13 protein-coding genes are annotated in these 17,860 nt (G+C 76.6%); 10 read left to right on the forward strand and 3 right to left on the reverse strand.

Features of this window, described 5'->3' with window-relative positions:
- Positions 1-48: 48 nt before the first annotated feature.
- From NRO40_RS23150 to NRO40_RS23160, 3 genes are all read left to right on the forward strand, one after another.
- Entirely contained in the window at positions 49-1,371 is a 1,323-nt protein-coding gene (locus NRO40_RS23150; protein ID WP_232791008.1) for an AAA family ATPase, read from the forward strand.
- The gene (locus tag NRO40_RS23155) at positions 1,368-1,736 is read left to right on the forward strand and encodes a nucleotide pyrophosphohydrolase (protein WP_058941446.1); all 369 of its coding nucleotides are present in this window, start codon (positions 1,368-1,370) and stop codon (positions 1,734-1,736) included. The genes NRO40_RS23150 and NRO40_RS23155 overlap by 4 nt, the downstream gene beginning before the upstream one ends.
- 125 nt (positions 1,737-1,861) lie before the next feature.
- Positions 1,862-2,494 (forward strand): DUF6099 family protein, encoded by a 633-nt coding sequence (locus NRO40_RS23160; RefSeq protein ID WP_408057046.1) that lies wholly within the window; start codon positions 1,862-1,864, stop codon positions 2,492-2,494.
- Positions 2,495-2,517: 23 nt separating this feature from the next.
- Here the strand turns inward: NRO40_RS23160 and NRO40_RS23165 are convergent, their stop codons facing one another.
- A complete protein-coding gene (locus NRO40_RS23165) occupies positions 2,518-2,742 on the reverse strand; it encodes a hypothetical protein (RefSeq protein WP_058941454.1) in 225 nt (74 codons plus the stop codon).
- A 175-nt stretch (positions 2,743-2,917) separates the two neighbouring features.
- Between NRO40_RS23165 and NRO40_RS23170 the strand changes: the two genes are divergently transcribed.
- Complete coding sequence (locus NRO40_RS23170; protein WP_058941445.1) at positions 2,918-3,841, forward strand: LLM class F420-dependent oxidoreductase; 924 nt, start codon at positions 2,918-2,920, stop codon at positions 3,839-3,841.
- Positions 3,842-4,136: 295 nt separating this feature from the next.
- Here the strand turns inward: NRO40_RS23170 and NRO40_RS23175 are convergent, their stop codons facing one another.
- Both NRO40_RS23175 and NRO40_RS23180 read right to left on the reverse strand, forming a co-directional pair.
- The gene (locus NRO40_RS23175; protein ID WP_058941444.1) at positions 4,137-6,722 is read right to left on the reverse strand and encodes a polynucleotide kinase-phosphatase; all 2,586 of its coding nucleotides are present in this window, start codon (positions 6,720-6,722) and stop codon (positions 4,137-4,139) included.
- A complete protein-coding gene (locus NRO40_RS23180) occupies positions 6,719-8,347 on the reverse strand; it encodes a 3' terminal RNA ribose 2'-O-methyltransferase Hen1 (RefSeq protein WP_079046941.1) in 1,629 nt (542 codons plus the stop codon). The genes NRO40_RS23175 and NRO40_RS23180 overlap by 4 nt, the downstream gene beginning before the upstream one ends.
- A 551-nt stretch (positions 8,348-8,898) precedes the next feature.
- Here NRO40_RS23180 and NRO40_RS23185 point away from each other — a divergent pair.
- The 6 genes from NRO40_RS23185 (at position 8,899) to NRO40_RS23210 (ending at position 17,837) form a co-directional block, all read left to right on the forward strand.
- Positions 8,899-9,627, forward strand: coding sequence for a Crp/Fnr family transcriptional regulator (locus NRO40_RS23185; protein ID WP_058941443.1), 729 nt, complete (start codon positions 8,899-8,901; stop codon positions 9,625-9,627).
- Between the two features lie 330 nt (positions 9,628-9,957).
- Positions 9,958-10,872, forward strand: a complete 915-nt coding sequence (locus tag NRO40_RS23190; RefSeq protein WP_079046940.1) for a hypothetical protein — start codon at positions 9,958-9,960, stop codon at positions 10,870-10,872.
- Positions 10,869-13,226 (forward strand): nSTAND3 domain-containing NTPase, encoded by a 2,358-nt coding sequence (locus NRO40_RS30615; protein ID WP_079046939.1) that lies wholly within the window; start codon positions 10,869-10,871, stop codon positions 13,224-13,226. Before NRO40_RS23190 ends, NRO40_RS30615 begins: the two co-directional genes overlap by 4 nt.
- Positions 13,223-14,860 (forward strand): hypothetical protein, encoded by a 1,638-nt coding sequence (locus NRO40_RS23200; protein WP_198549296.1) that lies wholly within the window; start codon positions 13,223-13,225, stop codon positions 14,858-14,860. The genes NRO40_RS30615 and NRO40_RS23200 overlap by 4 nt, the downstream gene beginning before the upstream one ends.
- Entirely contained in the window at positions 14,857-15,342 is a 486-nt protein-coding gene (locus NRO40_RS23205) for a Pycsar system effector family protein (protein ID WP_232791007.1), read from the forward strand. The genes NRO40_RS23200 and NRO40_RS23205 overlap by 4 nt, the downstream gene beginning before the upstream one ends.
- An 8-nt stretch (positions 15,343-15,350) precedes the next feature.
- The gene (locus NRO40_RS23210; protein ID WP_079046937.1) at positions 15,351-17,837 is read left to right on the forward strand and encodes a vWA domain-containing protein; all 2,487 of its coding nucleotides are present in this window, start codon (positions 15,351-15,353) and stop codon (positions 17,835-17,837) included.
- Positions 17,838-17,860: the final 23 nt, after the last annotated feature.

The raw sequence follows: 17,860 nt of genomic DNA on the forward strand, positions 1-17,860 counted from the left end.
CGGTTCCCCTCGGGACGCCCTCGGCACGCCCTCGTACGGTGGCCGACCATGGACTCCACCACGACGCGCGACCACGCCACCGGGGACGCCGCGCGCGACGCCCGGCACCCCGTGCGCGCCGCCCGTCCCACCCGCCCGTCACCCGGGGCGCGCCGCCCGGACGGTGCCGTGCCCGCCGTCCGTCCCGTGCGCCCGGTCGTCACCGAACTGAGGCTCTCCGCCTTCCGGTCGCACCGGGGCGCGGTGTACCCGATCGGCCCGCTGACGCTGTTCGCCGGTCCGAGCGGGAGCGGCAAGTCCGGTGCGCTCCAGGCGTACGAGGCGCTGGCGGGGCTCGGCGCGGGCGCCGCGCTGGACACGGTCTTCCCGGACGCCCCGGGCTGCGTGCCCGAGGGCGCCCCCGCGGACGCGCAGGGGCGCCGCGGCTTCCGGATCGGCTGCACCACCGACGGGCCGGCCGGGCCCGTGCGGCTCGACCTCGCCGTCCAGGCCGAGCCGCGGCTGCGCGTGGTGGGCGAGCGGCTGACGGGCGGTGACGGGCGGACCCTGCTGGCCACGGCGCTGCGCGACCCGGGGCGCCGCTCGGTGCACGCCGAGTGGTACACGGCGGGGCCCGCCCCGGCGACCCGCGCGCCGCTGCCCGACGACCGGCTGGCCACCGCGCTGCTGCCGCTGCGCGTGGCGGGAAAGGACGATGGCCAGTTGCGCGTGCTGGCGGCGGCCGAACAGACGCTGATGGCGCTGCGGTCGGTCTTCCCCTGCGACCCGCGCCCCTCGTTCATGCGCGCCCCCGTGGCGCCGGTCGAGGGGCGGCTGCGGCGCGGCTGCGACAACCTCGCCGAGGTGCTCCACCGCACCCGCGCCGACTGCGCCCGCCGCCACGCGCGGCTGGTGGCGCTGGCGCGGGCCGGGTGCGCGGGCCCGGTCCGGGGCGTGGACGCCGAGGTGCTGCCCGACGGGACGGTACGCGCGCTGCTGGTGCGGGGCGCGGCGGGCGACGGCGGCCCCGGCCCGGGGCGGGGCGCGGGCGGGGGAGCGGGAGGGAGCGGCGGCCGGCCGGTCGGTACGCCGCTTGACCGGCTCGGGGACGGTGAACTGCGCTACCTGGCGCTGGGCCTGGTGCTGTTGACGGGGCCGGGTGTCCTCGCCGTGGACCAGCCGGCCGAGGTGCCGGGACCGATGCAGGCGCTCACGGTCCTCGCCGACGGCTTCGACCGGGGACTCGACGCCCGGCAGGCCCACGAGCTGACCGCGCTGGCCGCCGCCATCTGCGCCGACGGACACATGCGGCTCATCGGCGCGGTGGGGGAGACCGGTGCGGGGGCCGCCCGCGCGTGCCCCGGAGCGACGGTGGTAGACCTGACGCCGTGACGGAACTGGACGTAGCGGGACTGCAGCGCAGGCTGGCCGAGTTCGCGGCCTCGCGCGAGTGGCAGCCCTACCACACCCCGAAGAACCTGGCGGCGGCGCTGAGCGTCGAGGCGGCCGAACTTCTGGAGATCTTCCAGTGGTTGACGCCGGAGGAGGCCGCCCGGGTCATGGACGACCCCGAGACCGCCCACCGCGTGGCCGACGAGGTCGCCGACGTGCTGGCCTACCTGCTCCAGTTCTGCGGAGTGCTCGGCGTCGACCCGCTGGCGGCGCTCTCCGACAAGATCGACAGGAACGAGCGGCGCTTCCCCGTGGGGCGCCCGCCGGGCCGGTCCGCGAGAGCAGATCGTCACTCTTCGGAGTGATCGACTTATTCAAACTGAGCTTCGTGTCCACAGATTTCCGAATTCCCCTGGTGTTTCGGCTCGGATGGCCTCACTCTGGGTAGTGAGTCAGTGAGCGGAAAGTCGTACGAACGGGGGCGGCGTACATGGATGCGGAGCGGCTCATCTCCCTCAGCCGGAGTGACCTCGCGGAGAGTCGGGGGGTGCCGGACGTCATGGCGTCCGTCTGGCAGGCGCAGAGTCTCGCCCAGGCGATCGGCGACCACCTGGCCCTCTTCGGGCCGCAGGAGCTGAAGGGCGATGCGCGCGGGCTGGGTGAGATCGGCGGGCGCGGCGTCCCCGGACCGGACCACCCGGCGCGGCGGACCGTGGCGCGCGCGGCGCAGCTGTCCGGGGTCGCCGACCCGCACGGCGCGTTACTCGCGTTGGGCGTGCTGCTGGGGGAGGTGGGCATCGCCCTCGTCGGAGTGGCCTGCGCCACCGACGAGGAAGGGCTGTACTGGCAGTGCATCGACGCGATCGACGCCGCCGACGAGTCCAGCGACCGGGTCCGCGTCATGCTCCGCCGGCTCACGGTCGGCGACCGGGCGAGACCTCCCGGAGGGGCGGCCCGCCCGCCGGACCGGCGGGGCGCGCGCCCGGTGCGGACGGAGCGCGGCGGCGCGGCGGCGCCCCGGGCGTCCGTGCCGCGGCCCGCGGTGGGCGAAGGCCCGACCGACACGGCACGCCCGGAGCGGGTGGACGTGGGGGACCCGGCGGACTCCGCGGCGGGGTCGTGACCGCCGGCTGGTGGCAAGGGGCTTCAGGACGCCCGGTGTCCGTCGTCCCCGTCCGCGCGGTCGGCTGAGGACTGCAGGTCCGCGTCGAGCTGCGACAGGTCGGCCGTCAGCGCCGCCATCGGCTCCTCCGTCTCCTCCGTCTGCCGGAGCAGACCGTCGGGGGCGCCCGCGCCCTGCTCCACGGGCGTGCCCGGCGCGGACACGGCCCGGTCGAACGGGGCCTGTTCCGGCACGGCTTCCTGGGACATCGCGGCCTCCTCGGCCACGGCCCTTCCGGCGGAGGGCGATACCGCGGCGACGCGTCGGCGGCTGCCACTGACACCTGGGCCGGGCGGTCCGGCACCGCCGGGCCGACGACCGCCCCGGCGGAGCGGTCACGTACGCGCATCGTGGTTGACGGTGTTCGACGTGCAGGATGGACGAATGGACGTGCGTATCTTCACCGAACCGCAGCAGGGCGCCGACTACGCCACCCTGCTGACCGTCGCCAAGGCCACCGAGGACCTCGGCTTCGACGCCTTCTTCCGCTCCGACCACTACCTCCACATGGGTTCCGTCACCGGGCTGCCGGGCCCCACGGACGCCTGGATCACCCTGGCGGGCCTCGCCCGCGAGACCCGGCGCATCCGGCTCGGCACGCTGATGACCGCCGCGACGTTCCGGCTGCCGGGCGTCCTCGCCATCCAGGTCGCGCAGGTCGACCAGATGTCGGGCGGCCGCGTCGAACTGGGCCTGGGTGCCGCCTGGTTCCAGGAGGAGCACGAGGCGTACGGCATCCCGTTCCCCAAGGAGAAGTTCGGCCGCCTGGAGGAGCAGCTCGACATCGTCACCGGCCTGTGGGGGACGCAGCTCGGCAAGACCTACAGCTACGAGGGGAAGTACTACCGGCTGACCGACTCGCCCGCGCTGCCCAAGCCCACCCAGAGGAAGGTCCCCGTCCTCGTCGGCGGTCTCGGCGCGAAGCGCACCCCACGGCTGGCCGCGCGGTACGCGGACGAGTTCAACGTCCCGTTCGCCTCCCTCGCCGACACGGAGCGTCAGTTCGCGCGGGTCCGCGCGGCGGCGGAGGAAGCGGGCCGCCGCCCCGACGACCTGGTGTACTCCAACGCCCTGGTGGTGTGCGTCGGCAAGGACGACGCCGAGGTGGCCCGCCGCGCGGCGAAGATCGGCCGCGAGGTCGACGAGCTGAAGGCCAACGGCCTCGCGGGCTCCCCCGCCGAGGTCGTCGACAAGATCGGCCGGTACGCCGCCCTGGGTGCCTCCCGCGTGTACCTCCAGGTGCTGGACCTGCATGACCTGGACCACCTGGAGCTGATCTCCGGGCAGGTCCAGTCCCAACTGGGCTGAGGTTCCCACCGGACTGACGGTCCGGCCGGGGCGGCGAGGAGTACCCCACCCCGGCGGGGTGCGGTACCCGATCCGCCGGGGTTGCCCACCCGCCGGGAGGGTCACCCGCCCGGGCGGGGCGGGACGCCCGTCTCCGCCCGGCGCCGTCCCCCGCCGGTCCGCGGGCGTGGGGCCTGCCCGCCGTCGGGTGGCCCGCCGGGCCCGGGCGGCCGTCGGGGGGTCCCGCCGGGCCCGCCGCCGGGGTGGCCGGGGAGGCCGGCCGGGCCCGCCGCCGGTGGCAGTCGGGCCCGGTGGGTCACAGGCGGGGGTCGACCGGTTCGGACTCCAGGGCCAGGACCGCGAAGACCGCCTCGTGGACGCGCCACAGCGGCTCGTCCGCCGCCAGGCGGTCCAGCGCCTCCAGGCCGAGCGCGTACTCGCGCAGGGCGAGCGAGCGCTTGTGGCCGAGGGAGCGGGAGCGCAGGCGCCGGAGGTTGTCCGGGCGGCTGTACTCGGGGCCGTAGACGATCCTGAGGTACTCGCGGCCGCGGCACTTGACGCCCGGCTGCACCAACCGGCCCCGGCGGTCCCGGGCGAGGGCCTCCAGCGGCTTGACGACCATGCCCTCGCCGCCCCGTTCCGTCAGCTCCAGCCACCAGTCGACACCGGCCCGCACCGACGTCTCGTCGCCGGTGTCGACCAGCAGTCGCCGCGTCGTGCGCAGGAGGTCCGTCGTGTCCGCCTCCACCAGGCGGTCCACCAGGGCCAGCTGTTCGTCGTGCGGCAGCCCGGCCAGGCTGCGGCCCCGCGCGGCGAGGATCTGGAACGGCGCGAGCCGCACGCCCTCCAGCCCGTCGGTCGGCCAGCAGTACCGGCGGTAGGCCGCCGTGAAGGCGGCCGCGTCCACGGACCGCGCCCGCTGCCGCTCCAGCAGCCCGGCCACGTCGACGCCGCGAGCGGCGGCCGCCTCCAGCGTGGTGACCGCGCCGGGCAGCGCCGCCCCGGAGGCCGCGCCGACCGCCGCGTACTGCGACCGCAGCAGGCCACCCGCCTTCAGCGACCACGGCATCAGCTCGGCGTCCAGGAGGAGCCAGTCCGTGTCCAGTTCCTCCCACAGGCCGGCGCGGGACACCGCGGCGCGGACCCGGTCGAGCACCGCCTCGGTCGTCGCCCCGTCGGCGAAGAAGGGCCGCCCGGTGCGGGTGTACAGGGAGCCGGTCGCCGCCCCGGAGCCGAAGCGCTCCCGTGCCGCCTCCGCGTCACGGCAGACCAGGGCCACGGCCCGCGACCCCATGTGCTTCTCCTCGCACACCACCCGGGCCACCCCGTCGGCCGCGTACCCGGCGAACGCCTCCGCGGGGTGCTCCAGGTACCCGTCGAGGGCCGACGTCGCGGTCGGCGCCATCGTCGGCGGCAGGTACGGCAGGAACCGGGGGTCGACGGCGAAGCGGCTCATGACCTCCAACGCGGCCGCCGCGTTCTCCTCCCGGACGGCGACGTTGCCGGCGTGCCGGGTCTCCACCACCCGCCGCCCCCGTACGTCGCCGAGGTCCAGCGGCCGGCCCTCGTGCCCGCCCGGCGCCTCGGCGGCGAGCGGCTTGGCCGGCTCGTACCAGACCTTCTCGGCGGGCACGTCGACGAGTTCCCGCTCCGGCCAGCGCAGCGCGGTCAGCCGGCCGCCGAACACCGCACCGGTGTCCAGGCAGATGGTGTTGTTGATCCATGTGGTGTTCGGGACGGGAGTGTGGCCGTACACCACGGTGGCGCGGCCCCGGTACTCCTCCGCCCACGGGTAGCGCACGGGCAGCCCGTACTCGTCCGTCTCGCCGGTCGTGTCGCCGTACAGGGCGTGCGCGCGGACCCGGCCCGAGGTGCGGCCGTGGTACTTCTCCGGCAGGCCGGCGTGGCAGACCACCAGCCGGCCCCCGTCCAGGACGTAGTGGCTGACGAGCCCGTCGATGAAGTCGCGCACCCGCTGCCGGAAGGCGTCGTCCTCCCGCTCCAGCTGCTCGATCGTCTCGGCCAGGCCGTGCGTGGTGCGGACCGAGCGGCCGGCCAGCCAGCGGCCGAGCTTGTTCTCGTGGTTCCCAGGCACGCACAGCGCGTCCCCGGCCCCGACCATCCCCATGACGCGGCGCAGCACACCCGGGCTGTCGGGTCCCCGGTCGACGAGGTCGCCGACGAAGACGGCGGTGCGCCCCTCGGGGTGGTGGCCGTCGACGTAGCCGAGCCGGGCGAGCAGCGCCTCCAGTTCGGCGCTGCACCCGTGCACGTCTCCGATGACGTCGAAGGGGCCGGTGAGGTGGCGCAGGTCGTTGTACCGCCGCTCCAGCACCACCTCGGCGGCGTCGACCTCCTCCGTGCCGCGCAGGACGTGCACCTTGCGGAAGCCCTCGCGCTCCAGGCCGCGCAGGGAGCGCCGCAGTTCGCGGCAGTGCCGTCGGACGACGTGCCGGGGCATGTCGGCCCGGTCGGCGCGGCCCGCGTTGCGCGCGGCGCACACCTCCTCCGGCACGTCCAGCACGATCGCGACCGGGAGCACGTCGTGCGCACGGGCCAGCCGCACCAACTGGCGGCGCGCCTCGGGCTGCACGTTCGTCGCGTCGACGACGGTGAGCCGGCCGGCGGCGAGCCGCTTCCCTGCGATGTAGTGCAGTACGTCGAACGCGTCGCCCGAGGCGCTCTGGTCGTTCTCGTCGTCCGCGACCAGACCGCGGCAGAAGTCGGAGGAGATCACCTCGGTGGGCTTGAAGTGCCGGCGGGCGAAGGTCGACTTGCCGGAGCCGGTGGCGCCCACGAGCACCACGAGGGACAGGTCGGTGACGGGCAGCACGCGGCCCGTCGCGGTGGCGGGCCCGGTGGGTTCCGGGGCGGCGGTGTCGGTGGCGTCGGTGGTGCTCATGCGGCCTGCCCCTCCTTCTGCGTCACGCTCGTGTCCTTCACGTCCTCGGTGTCCCGCGGGTCCCGCGGGTCCTTGCCGTCCTGCGCGGCCTGCGCGGCCTGCGCGGCCTGCACGTCCTGCACGGTGTGCGCGTCCGGCGCGGCGTCCCCCGCGTCCCGCCCGGCCCCTGCGGCGGGTGCGGCGGGCCGTGCGGTGAACACCGCCATCTGCGTCGGTGCGCCCACCTCCGGGTCGTCCGGCCCGACGGGCTCGAAGACCACGGCGTACCCGTGGCGCTCGGCGACGTCGCCGGCCCAGGCGCGGAACTCCGCGCGGGTCCACTCGAACCGGTGGTCGCCGTGGCGCAGGTGCCCGGCGGGCAGCGACTCCCAGCGGACGTTGTACTCGGCGTTCGGCGTCGTCACGACGACCGTGGCGGGCCGGGCGTCGCCGAACACGGCGTACTCCAGCGCGGGCAGCCGCGGCGGGTCCACGTGCTCGACGACCTCGCTGAGCACCGCCGCGTCGTACCCCCTCAGCCGCTCGTCCGTGTACGCGAGGGAGCCCTGCAGCAGCCGTACGCGCGCCGCCTGGCGCTCGCCCATGCGGTCCAGGCGCAGCCGGCGGGCGGCGAGGCCGAGCGCCCGCGCGGAGACGTCGACGCCGACGACCTCCGTGACGCGCGGGTCGCCGAGCAGCTCCTTGACCAGCTGGCCCTGGCCGCAGCCCAGGTCGAGCACCCGGCAGGCGCCCGCCTCCCGCAGCGCCGCCGTGATCGCCGCGCGGCGCAGCACCGCCAGCGGCACGGGCCGCTCCTCGGTGTCGGTGTCCTCGTCGACGGCGTTGTCCAGGTCCTCCGCCTCGCTGTCGTCCGCCGCGGCGAGCCGGGCCAGTTCGAGGCGTTCCGTCGCCTCGCGGGCCAGGGCGTGGCGGTGCGCCAGGTAGCGGGAGGTGATCAGCTTCTGTTCCGGGTGGTCGGGCAGCCAGCCCTCACCGACCCGCAGCAGCTTGTCGACCTCGTCGGGGGACACCCAGTAGTGCTTGGCGTCGTCGAGCACCGGCAGCAGCACGTACAGGTGGCGCAGCGCGTCCGACAGCCGCTGCTCGCCCTCCAGGACGAGCCGCACGTACCGCGAGTCGCCCCACTCGGGGAACTGCCCGTCCAGGGGCACGGGGTCGGCCGTGACCGCCCACCCGAGCGGTGCGAAGAGGCGCCGTACCAGCTCGGCGCCGCCCCGCGCGGGCAGCGCCGCGACCTCGACGCGCAGCGGCAGCGCCGCCCCGGCCAGCTCCGGGCGGGCGTCGCACCGTCCCCTGAGGGCGCTGGAGAACACGTTGCCCAGGGCGACGGCGAGCAGGGACGACGCGGCGTACGGGCGGTCGTTGACGTACTGGGCGAGCGCCGTGTCGGGGCTGCGGTCCCGGCCGCCCCTGCCGCCCTTGGCGCGGCGCACCAGGGCGACGGGATCCACCTCCAGCAGGAGCGCGGCCGTGCAGCGCTCGTCCGACGCCTCGGGGTAGAGGACGTGGGCCGTGCCGTGGGAGGTGGAGAACGCCTGCGCCTTGTCCGGATGCTTGTGCAGCAGGAAGCCGAGGTCGGTCGCGGGTCGTCCGGGGAGGCCGGTCGTGCTGATCGTCAGGAACACCCGTCCGAGTATCCCGTCCGGGCCCCCCTCCCTCCAGCGGTTTTGCGGCGGGAGGCCAGTGGAGGCCGGGCACGCGGGACGGTCCTCGGCGGGGTCCGCAGCGGGGCCCGGGCGGTGCGGGGCCCGGGCGGGGCGGGGCCCGGGCGGGGTCCGGGCGGTGCGGGGCCCGGGCGGGGTCCGAGCCGTCCGGGCCCGGGTCGGGAGGGGTGGGGCGGGCCGGGGCCGGAAGGGGGCGGTGGAGGGGGTCGGAAACGGGCCGGGTGTGGGGCGCACGGGGGCGCGCGAGGAGAGTGCGGGGCGCATATGCGGAGCGCACGGAGCGCGGGTTCGTGGCGCGGTGCGCCCTGTGTGCTTCGCCGTCGGTTGACGGGCTTGTGACGAGCCCATAGCGTTCTTCACACCCCAGAGGAGTGACGCAACGTCAACACTGTTGCGAACAAGGTCACTTGGGACGACGCGCGCCTCGGACGGCGCGCGGTCTTCCGATGCGGTCCGGCCGACGCGCGGCCGTCCGTCCGGGCGGGTGCGCGAAGAGCGGGGAGGGGCGCGGCATGAGTCTTTTCGGCCAGGACCGCTCCTTCCTCGAGGCCCTCTCCCTCCAGGACCGCCGTGCCCTCCTCGCCGAGGGCGTCCCCCGCGTCTACGAGCCCGGCGCGATCATGATCCGGGAACGGGACACCTCCGCCTACGTCCTCGCCCTGCTCTCCGGTTGGGCCGTCGTCTCCGTCGGTACCGAACGCGGCACGCGCCTCATCCTCGCTCTGCGCGGCGCGGGCGAGGTCGTCGGTGACCTCGCCGCCGTCGACCAGGGGCCGCGCAGCGCCACGGTCACGGCGCTCGGCAGGGTCGAGGCCGTGTCCGTCTCCGGCGACCGGTTCCGCCGCTTCCTCGCCGCCCGCCCGCACGCCACCTCACTGATCATGCGGCAGCTCAGCGCCCGGCTGCGCAGCGCCGACGTCGAGCGCCGCTCCCTCGCCTCCGAAACCGTCCTCCAACGCCTGGCGGCCCGGCTCGCCGAGCTCGCCGAACGGGCCGGCCGCCCCGGTCCGGGCGGCACCGTCCTGGAGATACCCCTGCCCCAGCACGACCTGGCCGCCGCCATCGGCGCCACCCGCGAGGCGGTCGCCAAGGCCCTGCGGCAGCTCCGCGAGGAGAAGGTCGTGCGGACGGGGCAGCGCCAGGTCGTCGTCACCGACATGACCGTCCTCCTCCACCTCGCGCAGGGGCGCGGCCCGCGCCCCGCCCCGGGACCCGCGGAGAAATCCCCGCCGGGTGTGTAAACGGCTACATCGCCCGCGCCGGCGGGCGACGAGGCTGGCCCTGTCACCCACGAACACCACGACGAACACCACCGCGACACGACCGCGCGACACCGCCCGGCACGACCGTGCGGCACCACCGCGCGACACCACCCACGAAGGCCCGCACCACCCACGAGAGCCCGAACCACCACGACGGCCCGGTGCCGCCGCGCCGGAACCGCGGCGAGCGGCCGCGGCGGCCACCCGGCCCCCGGGCACCCGGCGCACCGACCGGTACGGACCGGTGCGCCACCCCCACGAGCACGACGTTTCCAGCACCACGGCACATCACGGCACCAGGGAGTCCGAGTGAGCAGTGCGGGAGCCATCCACAGACTGGTCGTCTTCGGCGACGCCTGCGCGTCCGCCACGTTGGGCATGGCCGCGAAGGAGCGCATGCGCGGCGCCCTGTACCGGGCGTTCGGCGAGGCGTACGACGCCGTCGGCGTCGCGCCCCGCGCCGTCCACCAGGAGGACCGCGGCGACGGCATCCTCTGCGCGGTGCCGCCCGACGTGCCGCCGACGCTGATGGTCGGCCGGTGGATCGACACGCTGTACGAGAGCCTGCGCGAGCACAACGCCGACCGCGAGCGGCGGCTGCGCGTCCGCGTCGGCATGAACGCCGGGCCGGTGCTCGACGACGGCCGGGGGCTCGTCGGCCGCGCCGTCGACCTGACCTGCCGGCTGGCCGACAGCCCGGCCGCGAAGGACGTGATGGCCCGCGCCGAGGACGCCGACCTGCTCGTCGTCGTGTCGGACTGGCTGTACGTCAACGTGGTCTGCGAGGGCGGGCGGTACGTCGAGCCCGGCCACTACCGGCCGGCCCGCGTCCGCTCCAAGGAGACCGACGAGACCGCCTGGTTCCACATACCGAGGCGCGCCGCACCGCCCCTGCCTCCCCCCGGCACCGGCGGCGCCCCCGGCGACGGCCACCCCGCCGAGGGCGTCCCGTCCGGCACGGGTACGGGCACCGCCGCCGCGGAGGGCCCTGCCGCGGCGGGCCGGGACGGCGAGGGCGGCCGGGACGGCGAGGGCGGCCAGGGCGGCGCCCCGAGGACCGGCGGTGGGCCGCACAGGAGGGACGGCCCACCGCCCCGGGCCGCCGCGACGCGGCCCGGACGCACCTACCGGGCCGGCGGCGACCTCCAGGTCTTCGAACACAACACCATCCACGGCGGCTTCACCGGTATCCGCAAGGACCGTGGCACGGGAGACGGCGCATGAGCGACCTCGACGACGCCCCGCAGCAGGACCAGCGGGACCAGCAGGACCAGCGGGACGGCCGGCCACCGGCGGGCGACCACGCCCGCGACCCGGGCAGGGACCAGGGCAGGGACCGCGACGGCGCGGGCCGCGACGGCGCGGACGCCGCCCCCGCCCCCGAACCGCCCCCGCCGAACCCGTTCGACCACGCGGGCCGCAACCCGCTCGGCGCGTCCGGCGGCACCGGCGGCGCCGGCACCGCCCACGCCGCCCGCACCACCTTCGAACACGGCCGCGCCGAACGCCGCTACGACATCCGCGGCGACGGCCAGGTCTTCGAGGACAACACCTTCATCAACCAGTTCTGGGTCGACTCCGGGCCGCCCGCCGTCCAGGGCGCGGTCCCCCGGGAGACCCTTGCCCACCTCGCCGCCGTGTACTGCGAGACCACCGGCTACCAGCGGATGAAGCAGACCCTGCGCGCCAACGGGCTGATCGTCCTCGCCGGGGAGCCCGGCAGCGGACGCACCGCCACCGCGCTCGCCCTGCTCTCCGAACTCACCGAGGACCAGGTCACCCGCCTCGACCCGGCCACCGCCGTCCACACCATCGGTGACGACGCCCTGCACGCCGCCCACGGCTACCTGCTGGAGCTCCCGCCCGAGGACAGCGCCGCCCCCGAACCCGACGCGCCCGACGGCCCGCACGGCGGCCACCCCGCCCGGCGCCGCCTCACCGAGCTCCACCTGGACCGCTTCAGCGGCCAACTGCGCGCCAGGACCTCGTACGGCATCGTCCTCGTCGAGAGCGGCGATCTCGCCGACCGGCTCCTCCAGGGCCGGTACGGCGTCACCTGCCCGCCCCCGTCGCCCGCCGAGGTCCTCCACCGCCACCTGCGCATCCTGCTGCGCGGCGAACCCGAAGGCGCGCTCGACGCGGCGTGCGCCCTCGCCGCCCACGAGGACGTCGTCGGCGCCCTCGGCCTGGACGAGCTACGCCCCCGCGAGGCCGCCCGCCTCGCCGACCACCTCGCCCGCCACCAGAAGGGCGAACTCACCCACGCGCAGCTCGTCGAGGACTGCGGTGCCTTCGTCCGGGCGCAGGCGCGGGTCTGGTTCGCCCGCGCCGACCGGCCGGGCCGCCTCCCCGAGGCGCTGCCCGCGCTGAACGCCGCGGCGTTCCGCATCGCCGTCGCCGTCTTCAACGGCTCCGCCTACAGCCTCACCGCCGAGGCCGCCGAACTGCTCACCTGGGAACTCGCCGTCACCCTCGACCCCGAGCACCCCGTCGGCCGCCGTCTCTTCGGCACCCACGCCGACAACCGGCCCGCCGTCGCCCGCTCCGTCGTCGAGGACGGGGAACTCGACCTCGGGGCGGCGCGCGTCCCCGCCCGCGTCATCCGCTTCCAGGGCGACGCCCTCGCCACCGCCGTCCTGCGCGAGGTGTGGAACGGCCACCACAACGTCCGCGGTCCCGTCTCCCGCTGGCTGCGCGGCCTGTGCGACGACCCGCGCCCCGAGGTGTGGGTCCGCGCCTCGATCGCCGCCGGCGTGCTGTGCTCCTGGGACTGGGTGTACGGCTTCGGCGAGCTGGTCCGGCCGCTGGCCGCCCTCGACGGCCGTGTCCCGCGCATGGCCGCCGCCACCGCGCTCGCCGAGGCGGCCCGCGACCCGCGCGTCCAGCCGGCCGTCGCCGCCGTCCTCCGGGAGTGGGCGCGCAGCGGGGACGCGGCGCTCGTCGACACCGCCGTCCTGGCCCACGGCTACGTCCTGCCCGCCGGCTCCGTCCGCTCCTCCCTCGACGCCCTCGGCGCGGTGGTCCGGGCCGACGACGGGGCGGACCCCGACATCCTCGGCACCGCCTCGTTCAGCGTCATGCGGCTCCTCGCGTCGAGCGCGCCCGACACCGTCGTCGACCGCCTCGGACGCTGGCTGGACGACGGCCGCCGCTCCCTCGCCGACCTCGTGCTGCTCTCCGCGATCGGCGCCCTCACCATGCGCACCACGCACCTGTGGGGGCTCACCGAGGTGCCCGCGCTCGAACCGTACGGCTCGCGGCCGCTGCTCCTCGCGCTGCTCGCCACCCGCCCCGACCTCGCGGCCCCGCTGGCGGCCCTGGTCAGGGAGGCCCTGGGCACCCCCCGCTCCGGGGAACCCGCCCTCGACGGGCTCGCCGCGCTGCTGCGCCGTGCCGCCCGGGACCCCGAGACCCTGCGCGACGTCTGCGGCTTCCTGCCGCGGCTCGCCGCCACCTCCCGGGACCGCGACCGGTTGCGCGGCCTCCTCACGGGACTCGTACGCGACCGGGACAAGCCCTTGGACAAGGCCGCGGCGGGCCGCATGTGGGACGCCGTGGCGGAAGGAGGCCGGCGATGAATCCCGGACCCGCGGCCCGCCGGGCCGACGACGACCAGCCCGGGGCACGCCGGCGCGGACCGCTGCGGCGCGAGTGCCCGCCGCCCTACCGGCGCGAGACCGGCACGATCGCGGCGGTCCTGCTGTACCGCAACGGCGGCCACCGCGTGATGTGGCCGGACCGCAAGGAGGACCACGGCGTCCCCCTCTTCGGCGGCCCCTACACCGTCTTCGAGGTGGTGCTCGGCCGCAACGTCACCGACTTCGACCTCGAACTGCCCGCCGCGGGCGACGGCGTGTCCTTCCGGGCGAAGGCGAGCGTGCAGTGGGAGGTCGACGACCCGCACCTGGTCGTCACACGGCAGGTGTGGGACGTCGCCGACCTGCTCCGCGACGACCTGCTGGACGGGCTGCGCGCCGTCTCCCGCCGCTTCGGCCTCACCGAGGCGCAGCGCGCCGACGAGGCCGTCCGGGACGAACTGGCTGCCGGCCGCCTGCAGTTGGGCCGCGACCTGGGCCTGCGTACCCGTGTCCACGTCTTCTTCGACCTCGACAGCACCGTCAAGGGCCAGCTCGCCGAGGCGGACCGGACCCTCGTCGGCATGGGCGTCGACCGGCGCGTGGCCGAGCGCGAGCGGCGCAAGGAGGCGTACGAACGGCAGCTCCTCGCCGACCGGACCCGGGAGCTGGAGAACATGCTCCGGCAGGGCGAGTTCGCCCAGATCGCCCACCACATGGCACGCAACCCCGACAAGCAGTGGGAGATCCGCCGGCAGCTGCGCGCGGAGGAGCGCGAGGGCAAGGCGGACTTCCTCGCCGTGCTCCACCGGCTCATCGACACGGGCGTCATCGAGCGCCACGACCTGGACCAGATGACCTACCAGGTCCTGGAGCACCTGCGCAGCAGCAGCGGGGGCGTCCTGGGCGGCGTCGCCGACCGGGTCCTCGACCTGCCGCACGAGACGCCCCGGGCCCTCACCGAGGGCGCCTCCCGGGGCGAGCCGGCCCGCCCGCCGTGGGAGGAGGACCCCACCGACCGAGGCCGGGGCGCCGGCCACCGCGACGGGGGGCGCGACCGGGACCGCGAGGGGTACGCAGATCGCGAGGGGTACGCAGACCGCGACGGGTACGCAGACCGGGGCGGGTACGGCGACCGGGACGCCGACCGCGGCCGGCACGGCGACGGCGGGGACCCGCGCGGCGACCGGGACTGTGACGACGACCGGTACCGCGACCGGTACCGCGACCGGGACCGCGACGGCGGCGACGACGGGTACCGCGACCGGGACGGCGAGCCGTACCGGGACGACACCGACCGGGCCCCGGACGACCGGGAGCGCGACCGCGACCCGAACCTCACGCACGCACCGCACCACGTCCACGAGCCGACCCGCGTGCAGTCCGCCCGCGAGCGCGAGCGCGGGCGGGACCGGCCCGGGGACCGCGACCGGTTCGGCGAGGACCGCGACCGGCACGACGCCGGCGACCGGTACGGCGGTGACCGGTACGACCGCGACCGCTCCGGCCCCGACCGCCGCGACGACGACCGGTACGGCGCCCGCCACGCCGACCGGGACCACCGCGACGCCCCCCACGGAGGCGGCGGCGGGTCCGCCCGGCCCAGCGCCGACTTCGACGACTGGGACGACGCGTGAGCGGCACCCCCGCGCCCCCGGACGAGATCCGGCTCATGGCGGAGCGCATGCTCACCACGGTCCGCGAGGACATCGGCCGCGCCGACACCAAGGCGGCGATCCTCCTCTCCGGCGCCCTCGCCTTCCTGGCCGTGGTGTTCACCCGCGACCCCGCCACACCGGCCACGGCCGGCGCCGGTGTCACCCTCCTCGCCCTCGGGGCCGTCCTGTGGGGCGCCGGGATGCTGATGCTCGTCGCGGTGGTCCTGCCCCGCACCCGCGTCGGAGCGGACCGCACGCTCCTGCGCGACCTGGCCTCCGGCGCCCCCGCCGGTGTGCTCTTCGACCGGCTCGCCGAGGCGGGCGCCGACACGACCTCCTGGCTCCTGGACCAGGCGAGCGTGCACGGACAGGTCCTGGCCGCCAAGTACCGCTGGCTGCGCACGGGCACGCTCTGCCTCGCGCTCGGCGCGGCACTGGCCCTCCTGAGTGGACTGTGGTGAGAGAGACGATGCGAACGACCAGCACCGGACGGGCCGGCCGGGCCGCCGCCCTGTTCCTGTTCGTGGGCCTTCTGGCCCTGACCCCGGCCCCGACTCCCGCCCCGGCCCCCGCGGCCGCGGCGAGCACGCCCGCGGCGCCCGCCGATGGCGCCGACCCCCTCGACTTCGCGGTCGTCGTCGACCAGTCCGAGAGCCTCTCCGCCGCGGACCTGGCCCGCGAGGTGGAGGCGGCGGCGCTCCTCGTGCAGGGCGAGATCTCGCAGCGGTCCCGCGCCACGGTCATCGGCTTCGGCAGCTCCGAGGAGCCCGGCCAGTCACCCGTGCGCGAGGTGTGCCCGCCCACCGTCGCCGACACGGCGGGGCGCCGGCGACTGAGCGACTGCGTCCAGCAGCTGTCGCGCCGCGACCCCGCCCGCACCGGCCCCGGCACCGACTTCCCGGCGGCGATCCGCCAGGCCGTCGACCGCCTCACCGAGAAGGGCGACGCCGCCACCCCCCGCGTGGTGTTCCTCCTCACCGACGGCCGCCTGGACGTCGCCGACAGCCCCGAGTACGGCAAGGACCGCACGTCCCGGCAGGCCAACGGCGCGAAGCGGCTCACCGACGCACTGGCCCGCGCCCGCCGCGAGAAGGTGCAGATCTGGCCCCTCGGCTTCGGCAGCGGCATCGACCGGGCCGCGCTCACCGCCATGGCGCGGGGTGGCTACCAGCCCGGCTGCGCCGACACCTCCGCCGCCACGCCCCGGATGCGGGTCGTCGCCGACTCGGCCGGCATCGACGAGGCGTTCCAGGAGACCTTCGCCGCGGCCCGCTGCGCCGGCGTCAGCCCGGGCGACTCCAAGCGGCCCCCCGCCGATTTGTACGTGACGATCCCGCCGGTGGCGACCGACGGCACCATCACCGTCACCAAGCACGACCCGGCCGTGACCGTCACCTACTACGACCCGCGGGGCCGCCGCGTCTCCCCCGGGACCGACCTCGACGGGTCCGGCTTCGAACTCAGCGGCCAGGACGGGCCCGTGGAGGCCCTGCGCGTGTCCGACCCGCTGCCCGGCCGCTGGCGGGCCCACGTCGAGGCGCCCGCGGAGCACCGGGACCGGGAGGTCGCCGTGCGGGCCATCTGGCAGGGCAGGCTCGGCTCCGAGGTCCTCCTCGACCCGGCGTCGCCCCGGCCCGGCGAGGAGACCGTCGTCCAGGTGCGAATGCAGACCCGGCGCGGCGTCGTCATCACCGACCCGGCGCTGCTCGCCGGCATCAAGGTGACCGCGCAGCTCGCCGGGGACGGCTTCCCGCCCGTCCGCGTCGCCCTCGCCGACGACGGCGAGGGACCGGACGCCACCGCCTCCGACGTACGGTTCACCGGCACCGTCACCGTCCCGGCCACCGCGACGGGCGCGCTGCGGCTCACCACGCTCATGGCGGCGCCCGGCGTCACCTCCGACCGGCGGCCCCTGCACGCGCGCGTCTCCCACGGAACCCCCGACGTCGTCGCGGGGCTCACCGTCGACCGGGTGACGGTGCACCCCGGTGACAGCGTCCGGGGCACCCTCTCGGTCACCAACAACGCCCGGACCCCGCGCACCCTGCGGCTCGCCCTCGCCGACCAGGCGCGGGGCACGCAGCTGCGCCTCGACCCGGCCACCGTCACCGCCGCCCCGAACAGCCGGCGCGACGTCCCGTTCACGCTGACCGTCGGGGAGGACACCGCCCCGGGCGACCTGGGCGGGCAGATCACCGTCGCCGACACCGGCGACACCGCGCGCGTCCTCGACACGGCGTTCCTGGACGTCCGCGTCGACGCTCCGCCCACCTGGTGGGAGCGGTGGTGGCGGGTGGTCGTCGGCGCGGCCGCCGCCGCGCTGCTCCTCGGCGCGTTCGTCGCCGTGCGCCTCCTCGCCCGCCGCCGGCGGCGCGACCTCGCGGGCGTCGAGCTGGAGCTGCTCGGCGGGGGCCGCTCCCTGGACCGGCTCTCCGTACGCGGCGGCCAGGCCCAGGGCGGCGTGTTCCGCTTCACCGTCGAGCAGGCGCGCGGCGCCGCCCCGACGCTCCAGCGGGCCCGGCCCGGCGCGTCCCGCTCCCACCAGCTGGACCGCACCGGCGGCGGCGAGCTGCGCCTGCGGCCCCACGGCGGCCGCGAGCAGCCCCTGCGCCCCGGGGAGGCCGCCCCGCTCGGCGGCGACGAGGGGCTGGAAGTCGCCGTCCACGACCGCAGGTCCGCGGGCGGGACGGCCCGCACCGCTCCGTACCGCCGCGGCGGCGACGCCCACCGGGCCGCGGCCGGGGCCGGCTTCCTCAGCCGGCTGCGCCCCGCACGGGACCCCGCGGGCCGCGCCGGGGTGCCCCGTCCGCGCGGCGACGACCCCGGCGACCCCCGGGACGGCGACGGCGGCGGCACCTGGTCCCGTCCCGGCCGCGGCCCCGGAGCCGCACCCGAGGACGGCGACCGCGGCGACCGCAGGTCCCGCACCGACAGCACCTGGGACCCGCACTTCTGACGTACGACCGCACGACGGGGCGC

Origin of the sequence: Streptomyces changanensis (genome assembly GCF_024600715.1) — a bacterium.
GTDB lineage: Bacteria > Actinomycetota > Actinomycetes > Streptomycetales > Streptomycetaceae > Streptomyces > Streptomyces changanensis.